Here is a 7,920-nt window from a genome sequence, read left to right as displayed (position 1 = left end):
CGCTGAATGACTTTGTCTTGGCCGACGACTTCTTGCCAAGTGCGCGGGCGATACTGTTCGTGGAGTTGCATGAACGATGCTCCTGTGAAGAGAACGAGAAGCCGAGCGAGTGATTGCAATATACGCGCGAATGCATCATTGTCAATCGACATGTCGCCTTTGACAGTTTATTTTCGATCATCTACCTTACGCGTATGACTACTCTCTCTGATGCATTGCGTGACGCGATTCGCGAATCTGGAATGACGCAAGACGCGATTGCGCGCGAAGTCGACATCTCCGCAGGTATCATCTCGCGCTTTATGCGAGCCGAGCGGTCGATGACTCTCGATACTGCCGAGAAGCTGTGCGCTTACTTCAAGCTGGAACTTCACGGAGTCGTGAAGCGTGGGCGGAAGTAGTTCATCGGCCCTGCTGTGCATGCGTTGAGTGGTTGCTTGACTGCTGTTTGCGTGCTATTTGAGCCTTGTTTCGTAGGCTTTAGCGGTGCTCGTTTACTGCGACCTGAGAAAAGAGCGCGCGAAGGAGTGCGTGATGCGCTGAGGCACCCCGGGGTAGGCCCCCCATTCGCCCTTCAGTCAATCGTATATACCGCTCCGAAATTTTTTGTGATTTTCAAAATCGACATGCAGGCTCTGTTCGGTACGATAACCTTGAACACAGCAGTGTTCAGGGCGGCAAGCATTTCTTTCCAATGTGAAGCAAACATGAAGTGGCTACGACTAAGTCCAGTGTGGCCCGTCTTTCGCGGGGCGCTGTTCGAGTGGAATCAAGACAAGGCTCCTCGGATGGCGGGAGCACTGGCGTTTTACACCATCTTCTCGCTGACGCCGATCGTCATCATTTCGGTAGGCATTGGCGGATCTGTATTTGGACATGACGCTGCCCTTCGGGAGGTCTTGCGGCAGGTAGCTTTTCTTGTCGGTCCAGCCGGTGGTGAGGCCATTGAAATGCTGGTGAAGAATGCACCGGAACGACAGGCCAGCATGATGGCCGTGATCTTCGGCGTCTGCGTGATGTTGTTCGCCGCTACGGGCGCGTTCGCAGAACTCAAGGACTCGATGAACACTATTTGGGAAGTGCAGCCAGCTCCTGGGCTGGGACTGAAATCCATGGTCTGGGACCGCTTGATCTCATTTGCCATGGTGTTGGTGGTTAGCTTTCTGTTGCTGGTTTCGTTAGTTGCCAGCATGTTCCTTCAAGTGCTTGTGGACCGCATTGCCCAAGAGTTCGCGCTCTTTGAAGTGGGGTACGCCGTGCTATCCGTGACCATGGTCACGTTTTTGTTTGCGCTCATGTACAAGGTATTGCCGGATGCCTACGTGGCATGGCGCGATGTCTGGCTGGGGGCGTTCGTGGCGGCTTCACTGTTCGTCTTAGGCCGAACTTTGTTCGGTCTTTATCTTGGCCATAGTACGATTGGCTCCAGTTACGGGGCCGCAGGCTCGCTCGTGATCGTGGTCCTGTGGACGTACTATTCAGCACTGATTCTGTTGTTCGGTGCCGAGATGACTCAGGTCCAGGCCCGCTTGCGTGGCGAGTCCATCGTGCCAAAGGAGTCCGCCGTGCGGGTCACGGAGCACGACCGGGTTCAGCAAGGAGTGCCGCACGGTTTACCCGATGCTCCGCCGGCCGCGCTTGATTAGGAAACGGAGTAAGTAAGAGCAGCCGAATGTTAGGACAGGTGAGAAACGGCACAAGAATCGCTATTGGTCGCCGATGGCGGACTTCGCCTCATCACTCACTTCTCGAACGAAAGAAGAAACCCATGATCGTCATCCTCGCTGCACCGATTCTCGCGGCTGCTGGCTATTCCCTGGTGTACATGCTCTTGGGCGGCGGCCTCGTCGGGGCGTTGGTCATCTTCGTGGTCGCCAAGATGCTGGGCAAGTGACTTGGCGACGGTTGCCTGGTGGACAACGCGAAGTCACGACGATCAAGATTTGTCCCATCAAATCGGCCGGAAATTGATTGGTAAACTGGAGATGCAAAGATGAGGGGCGCTCGGCTAGCGATCAGCAGCATGCTGCTTACTATCACACCCGTGTCACCTAATCCATCTCAAGCTGAGGCGTCATTCACTGGCCTCGGAACCCTATCAGACACTGAACACTTCGATACTGGCGCATATGGCCTCTCCGCCGATGGGCTTATGGTGACGGGGTTCGCCAGTCGCGCCCCTGGAGAGCCCGTACAAGCTGTACGTTGGAGCGGGGCCGATGGCATGGTGGGGTTGCCCGATCTGCCCGGCGGTAGCAGTTTTAGTTCCGGGTGGGGATTGTCGAACGATGGCTCAGTAATCGTTGGCAACAGCGACAGCTCACTTGGCGCGCAAGCATTCCGCTGGACGCACACCGAGGGAATTGTCGGCCTTGGTTATCTGCCGGGCGGTTCGTTGAATAGTCAAGCGTTTGATGTGTCAGCCGACGGCTCAGTGGTCGTCGGCTACTCGTTATCGGCAAATTCCGATGAAGGTGAGGCGTTTCGCTGGACCGACGGTGATGGAATGGTGGGGCTCGGTGATCTTCCGGAAGGAGGATTTCATAGCGTGGCCTTTGGCGTGTCGGGGAATGGCGCAGTGATCGTTGGAGGTGGCCGCTACAAAGGCCATGGTTTCGACGCCCGGCAAGAAGCTTTTCGTTGGACTGTCGACGGCGGCATGGTGGGATTGGGCTTTCTACCGGCCCACGATTTTTCCGTGGCGAACAATGTCTCGGCCGACGGCGCGGTGGTAGTGGGTGTATCAGGTCAGCTCTTGGTTCAAAATCAAGCCTTTCGATGGTCAATGAACGATGGGATGGTCGGGCTCAATCACCTTCCAACTGTGGCAAGTAGTACAGCGGAAAACGTATCCGCCAGCGGTGAGGTGGTCGTCGGCAGCTATACGGATGAAGGTTCCGAGAGCCGGGCTTGCTTTTGGTTTGCGAACCAAATGTTCGACCTGCAGTCGTTTCTGCTCGACAAGGACGCTGCCAACTTGACGGGTTGGAAATTGACGTCCGCCGAGGATGTGTCAGCGGACGGTCGCACACTGACGGGACTGGGAATTAATCCGGATGGAGGGTATGAAGCGTGGTTGGCAATCTTGCCGCCGTTGCAACTGCCAGGCGACACGAATGGCGATGGCGAAGTCAACATCGAAGACTTGAACAATGTGCGCAACAATTTCGGCGGCTCCGGCTTGGGAGACACCGATGGTGAAGGCAGCGTCACCATCGAAGATTTGAATGCCGTACGAAATGCCTTTGGGGCGGGTTCCGCGACGACGGTGCCGGAGCCTGCAGCGGGATTGCTGGCTGGCCTGATGGGGCTGACGCTCCTGACGACGGTGGCAACTCTGCGGCGGGTGCTAACACATTGATCGGGCTACGTCCTAGATAAAGTGTGGAATCAGAGTGAGCAAATGTGATTCGTCATTGATCGGCGGAGTCGATTTCAGCCATGAATTGCACTCGATGTGGCCGGCCCTTTACAACATCACCTACGCCATGCAAATGAACTTCGCAGGCCTGCCGGTCGGTGGGCTCGTATTACTCAGTTGACCGACCTCTGCTATCGCGGCTCTCAATTGACGATTGTGTGGCAGCGCTCCGAGCGACGAATTGGTCAGTATCCGAAGCTGCCCTTGTGCGCGACGGTATGCCTGTTTGGCTTGTCTACGGCCACCGCCGCGGTCAGCAGATTCTAGTGCGAGCGTCGAGTCAAATCGAAGCCTGGCAAGCCGTCCTCGCCTCAGCTGATTTTGTGTCGAGGACGGAGTAGCAAGGGACGTCAACGAACGGGCTTGATCGACAGTCACTGCCGATCGCGTCTTCCAACGACAAGGTAAGGGCAGTTCGAGTGCAAGCGGGCTAGCTGATACCGCGCCAGCACTTGCGAGCGGCTCAACAACCGCCGCTCGGCTTACGCACTCGCAAGGCAACGCCGCTCAAGTTCGGCGCTCGCCCGGTGGATCCGACGTCGACGTAGCGCTCTACCTTTTCGTACCCTTCCTCGCTTGCCTCCTAAAGAGGCCGCTTGGTAGGATCAGCAGCTCAACTGACCTTGAAGGGATTCCAAATGCCGTCGGACGAGCTGGCCTTGTTCACATGCGACGAATTGATTGGCGAGCTGATGCGCCGTCAAACTTTTTTTGGCTGCGTCGTGCACTCCGCCGACGATCACCGCCACGACGATTGGGACGAACGCACATTTCGCGTCCATTTCAACGGCAATCTCTCACGGGAATCTGCTGGGAGGTTGTTGGATACCGTGGCTACGCAGATTGGCGCTAGCTACGATTGAGCGCGCAATAAAAAAGGAGCGCGGCGAACCGCGCTCCCATTGCGTAATCACACCATTGAGTTACCGCTTGCGAATCTTTGGATTCCCCTCGGTGTCGACCTTGATCTCTTCTTTGCGGAGCGACTCGTTGACCTGGGCCGTGTCCTGCACCTGCCGCTTGCCCACTGAGACTTCCTCCGCGACCACCGTCTGCTTCTGAACCTTGACTTGTTCCTCCCGGACCGGGATGCGAATCTCCTCCTGCCGATCCAAATCTGTGGCCGACACCTGTTGACGATTGGTGGGCCGGCGTTCAATCACGACTTCCTCCCGCATCACGGGCACGTCGAGGTGTTGATGCTCGGTGTGAACCTCCTTGCGCACGCGAACCTCGCCTGTTTGCACGGGGGTTTTATTCACCTGGAGTTCTTCCTCGTGGGCGCGGACGGTTTTCCCTAATTGTCCGCCGAGAGTGGCACGAGTCTGTTGGTCGCGTGTAGCCTGGCGTGGGGGGGCGTTTTCTTCCACCGTTCGGCTGGTCCCTGCGTCGCTCTTGTCGGTCATATCGTAGCCACCCGCCTGGCGCAGGATCTTGGTCGCCTCAGCATAGCGTTGACCGGCCTCGACCGTGACAATCGTACGACCAGCTTGGACTTCGGCGTCGTAGAAATCGGCCTCGTTCTTCGACAAACCCATGCCGATGAGAGCACCAGCCAAACCTGCTGTGGCCGCTCCAGCAGCTGCGCTCGAGAGTAACACCGCCAGCGTGCCGCCAGCGATGGCCGGGCCAATGGCTGGCAAGACGCCAGCTAGAATTCCCAGGCCCCACAAAGCGCCGATGCCCAAGCCTGTGGTTGCTCCTGCGACAGCGCCTTCCGCGACGCGACTCTCGTCGTCGGAGCCATCGTGTTGTCCATGCGAGCTGACCACGCCAATCTCGGATTCGAGAAAGCCAGCTTTTTTGAGTGCTTGAGTGGCATCGCGCGCTGCTTGGGTTGTCGTGAATACACCAACCACGGTGCGTTGAGTGACGGCGGCCATGATGAATCTCCAACAGAGTTGTGTTATGGGATCAAGAAACCGTTCGATGTTTTGCAATTCTTGTACCGGTGTCTGCTCAACTCGGAATGCGCGAGTGCTGGCGCAATCCTGCTAGCTTAGCCAGCGCAACGAGGGCTACTTCCGCATCGCTAAGATGACCGCACCCATACCGATCATTACGATTCCCAACCATTCGCGGCCTTGCGGTCGTTCACCAAGAAAGGCGAATGCCAGCAGCGCGACCAATACGACACTGAGCTTGTCGATCGGATCGACTTTTGAAGCGTCGCCTACTTTCAGCGCCCGCGAATAACAAACCCAGGAAGCGCAGGTCGCCAATCCCGATGCGGTCAAGAACAGCAGCGGCTTGACGTCCAAATGAAAGGGATTGCTCCAGTTCCCTTGAACAGCGACGAACGTGCCGAGTGCGAACAGGATAACTGCCGTCCGGATCAGTGTCGCAAAGTCAGCATTTACTTCCCGGAGGCCGGCTTTGACAAGGATGGAGGTAATTGCGGCAAACAGAGCAGACAATAACGCCCAAATCCACCAAGAGTGACTCATCGGCATCGGCTGGGCCAGTAGAATTTTGAACTGAGGGGTGCCGTCACGTCGCCAGTTTGTGTGACGCCCCGGTAGTCGCAGGGTTTTCCATGCGTTGCTTGAATGCGCGGAGATCGTCGTTCAATTCAGTCAGCAAATCCACGCCGAGCGCCTTGGCGACCCAGACGCCGACCTTCCCGCCTGGGGGATCATATTTCATGTTCAGCGTCAGCTTCGTTTGACTGCTACCCTGGGGCTCAAACTTAACGGAGCCCGCGGTGCTCAGCGAGCCGCCGGGCAACGATTGCCAGGCGATCAGCCGATTTGGTTCATCTTTGATGATTTCGGCTTGCCACTCCAAGTTTGTGCCGAGTGGTGTTTCCGCTTGCCAACGGGAGTTACGCTCCTCCAACTGCACGACACAGGAAACATGCGTCAACACGCTGGGCAAGTTGGAGAGTTCTCGCCAGAACTTGTAGACCTTCTCAGGTGGAGCTTGAATGACCAGTTGGCGTTCCAGCCGCTCACCACGCTGAGCTGGTACGCCTCCCGTCTCGGGGCTTGGTGCGGTGGAGATCCCCAACTTGTCGTAGAGCTGACAATGGCCAGTGAGGCCCCGATAGACCAGCCCGCCACCGACTACAAAGCTCATTAACGCTCCGAGGGGGCGACAATCCAGCGCATAGAGCAGCACCAGGGCACCGCCGCCGACGCTGAGAATGCGCTCACCCTCGTGAACATTGATTGGCTTGGAACTGCACGAAGTTTCCTGAATCATGGATGTGTCGGTCATGGGAGGGTTTCCTTTCGTGGGTTGACCCCGCCTATGCAAATGGAATGCCGGCTCCGACAGTCGTCTCCCTGACCGTGTTGCTATTCCCCACCCACGCGTGTTTACTGGTTCGGATTGGCTCGCCGGTTGTCAATCCGTGCTCCGATCCGTATGGTGAATTGATTCATTCGCAGCTTCGGCGGTTTTGATCATGCGAACCACAAGACCCTTCATCGGCATTGCAGCTTGCGTTGTTGCCCTTGCACCATGCGCCGCCCGCGCGCTCGACTTGCGTGACCGCGGCCAAGAGCTGTTTGCATATGAATGGACGCCTGGGGAGGCCGGCGTGGCAACCGGCGACGGGCTGGGACCTGTCTACAATGCGAACAGCTGCGCTACTTGCCACCAGCAAGGAGGGCTAGGTGGAAGCGCCACCAATGAGCAGAACCTCATGGTGATCACCGAGTTACAGCTCGGAGGGTTCAATCCCCAAGCGTTTCTCAGCGGGCTCGACCGTGCTCCGCTGAATTTGGCCTCATTTTCTGGGCTGGAGAGGAATCATTCGACAATTCTGCATCGGCACGGAACGCCCACCGGCTACGACCAGTGGCGACGCGGATGGCTCAGTGATTTGAGCACGCGTCCGCCGCGGGGGACTTCTCTGCCGCGAGGAGCGAAACTGCGATTCGGCGAGCGCGATGGCCGTCAGTTCTTTGTGAGTGAGCGAAGCTCGCCGGCACTCTTCGGCGCAGGTCAAATCAATCGCATTCCCACTGAGGCCATTCGGGCCTTGGCCGACGCCCAAGCGAACGACGACGGCGGCATTGCCGGCCAAGTGTCCGAAATCGGAGGCGATGTCGGACGGTTTGGCTGGCGCGCTCAAATCGCTTCTCTAGCAGACTTCGTGGGGAGCGCTTGTGCGAACGAATTGGGGCTAGAGGTCAGCGGTCATTCGCAGGCGGAGGATCCTCTGGCGACCAACCCAGCGCCACATGGGATCGACCTGGAAGCCAGTGACGTCGCGGCACTGACCGCATTTGTGGCAGCGTTACCGGCCCCGCTCGCGGCAAATACCAGCGGCGGCCCACTCAAAGAAGGGCACGACCTTTTCACGCAGATCGGTTGTGCCACTTGTCATGTGGAAACGTTGGCGGATGTTTCAGGGTTGTACAGCGACCTCTTGCTACATGAGATGGGGCCGCAGCTTGCCGATGCACCGACGCAAAGGGGCTCGCCGACGCTGCCGAGCGGCTTTGCCAACATGCCAAGCATTCCCGCGGGCGGGTTTCCACTGACGGCGG

Annotated in this window: 10 protein-coding genes; 7 read left to right on the top strand and 3 right to left on the bottom strand. The window is 57.7% G+C overall.

Going from position 1 to position 7,920, the window contains the following annotated elements:
• Positions 1 to 194: 194 nt before the first annotated feature.
• From SGJ19_26335 to SGJ19_26310, 6 genes are all read left to right on the top strand, one after another.
• Entirely contained in the window at positions 195 to 401 is a 207-nt protein-coding gene (locus tag SGJ19_26335) for a helix-turn-helix transcriptional regulator (protein ID MDZ4783782.1), read from the top strand.
• Between the two features lie 207 nt (positions 402 to 608).
• On the top strand, positions 609 to 1,646 hold the full coding sequence (locus SGJ19_26330; protein MDZ4783781.1) for a YihY/virulence factor BrkB family protein: 1,038 nt from the start codon (positions 609 to 611) through the stop codon (positions 1,644 to 1,646).
• Between the two features lie 122 nt (positions 1,647 to 1,768).
• Entirely contained in the window at positions 1,769 to 1,894 is a 126-nt protein-coding gene (locus SGJ19_26325; protein MDZ4783780.1) for a hypothetical protein, read from the top strand.
• 129 nt (positions 1,895 to 2,023) lie between these two features.
• Positions 2,024 to 3,361, top strand: a complete 1,338-nt coding sequence (locus tag SGJ19_26320; GenBank protein ID MDZ4783779.1) for a PEP-CTERM sorting domain-containing protein — start codon at positions 2,024 to 2,026, stop codon at positions 3,359 to 3,361.
• 34 nt (positions 3,362 to 3,395) lie between these two features.
• On the top strand, positions 3,396 to 3,542 hold the full coding sequence (locus SGJ19_26315) for a hypothetical protein (protein MDZ4783778.1): 147 nt from the start codon (positions 3,396 to 3,398) through the stop codon (positions 3,540 to 3,542).
• A 517-nt stretch (positions 3,543 to 4,059) separates the two neighbouring features.
• Positions 4,060 to 4,284: a hypothetical protein gene (locus SGJ19_26310; protein ID MDZ4783777.1), complete on the top strand. Its 225-nt coding sequence runs from the start codon at positions 4,060 to 4,062 to the stop codon at positions 4,282 to 4,284.
• A 60-nt stretch (positions 4,285 to 4,344) separates the two neighbouring features.
• Here SGJ19_26310 and SGJ19_26305 read toward each other — a convergent pair whose 3' ends face one another.
• From SGJ19_26305 to SGJ19_26295, 3 genes are all read right to left on the bottom strand, one after another.
• Positions 4,345 to 5,304: a YsnF/AvaK domain-containing protein gene (locus SGJ19_26305; protein ID MDZ4783776.1), complete on the bottom strand. Its 960-nt coding sequence runs from the start codon at positions 5,302 to 5,304 to the stop codon at positions 4,345 to 4,347.
• 135 nt (positions 5,305 to 5,439) lie between these two features.
• Positions 5,440 to 5,874: an EamA family transporter gene (locus SGJ19_26300; GenBank protein ID MDZ4783775.1), complete on the bottom strand. Its 435-nt coding sequence runs from the start codon at positions 5,872 to 5,874 to the stop codon at positions 5,440 to 5,442.
• Positions 5,875 to 5,911: 37 nt separating this feature from the next.
• A complete protein-coding gene (locus tag SGJ19_26295) occupies positions 5,912 to 6,640 on the bottom strand; it encodes an SRPBCC family protein (GenBank protein ID MDZ4783774.1) in 729 nt (242 codons plus the stop codon).
• 430 nt (positions 6,641 to 7,070) lie between these two features.
• On the opposite strand from SGJ19_26295, the gene SGJ19_26290 reads away from it, so the two are divergent.
• Positions 7,071 to 7,920 (top strand): di-heme oxidoredictase family protein (locus SGJ19_26290; protein MDZ4783773.1); only part of this gene is annotated, 850 nt, incomplete at its 3' end.

The sequence above is a fragment of the Planctomycetia bacterium genome, from assembly GCA_034440135.1.
GTDB lineage: Bacteria > Planctomycetota > Planctomycetia > Pirellulales > JALHLM01 > JALHLM01.
Note: the sequence above shows the minus strand (reverse complement) of the source record. Positions and strands in the feature narration are given on the sequence as shown.

Excerpts from the sequence above, each read along its gene's own strand:
- SGJ19_26335 (MDZ4783782.1), top strand. The coding sequence starts at position 195 with ATGACTACTCTCTCTGATGCATTGCGTGACGCGATTCGCGAATCTGGA.
- SGJ19_26325 (MDZ4783780.1), top strand. The coding sequence starts at position 1,769 with ATGATCGTCATCCTCGCTGCACCGATTCTCGCGGCTGCTGGCTATTCC.
- SGJ19_26320 (MDZ4783779.1), top strand. The coding sequence starts at position 2,024 with ATGCTGCTTACTATCACACCCGTGTCACCTAATCCATCTCAAGCTGAG.
- SGJ19_26310 (MDZ4783777.1), top strand. The coding sequence starts at position 4,060 with ATGCCGTCGGACGAGCTGGCCTTGTTCACATGCGACGAATTGATTGGC.
- SGJ19_26305 (MDZ4783776.1), bottom strand. The coding sequence starts at position 5,304 with ATGGCCGCCGTCACTCAACGCACCGTGGTTGGTGTATTCACGACAACC.
- SGJ19_26300 (MDZ4783775.1), bottom strand. The coding sequence starts at position 5,874 with ATGCCGATGAGTCACTCTTGGTGGATTTGGGCGTTATTGTCTGCTCTG.
- SGJ19_26295 (MDZ4783774.1), bottom strand. The coding sequence starts at position 6,640 with ATGACCGACACATCCATGATTCAGGAAACTTCGTGCAGTTCCAAGCCA.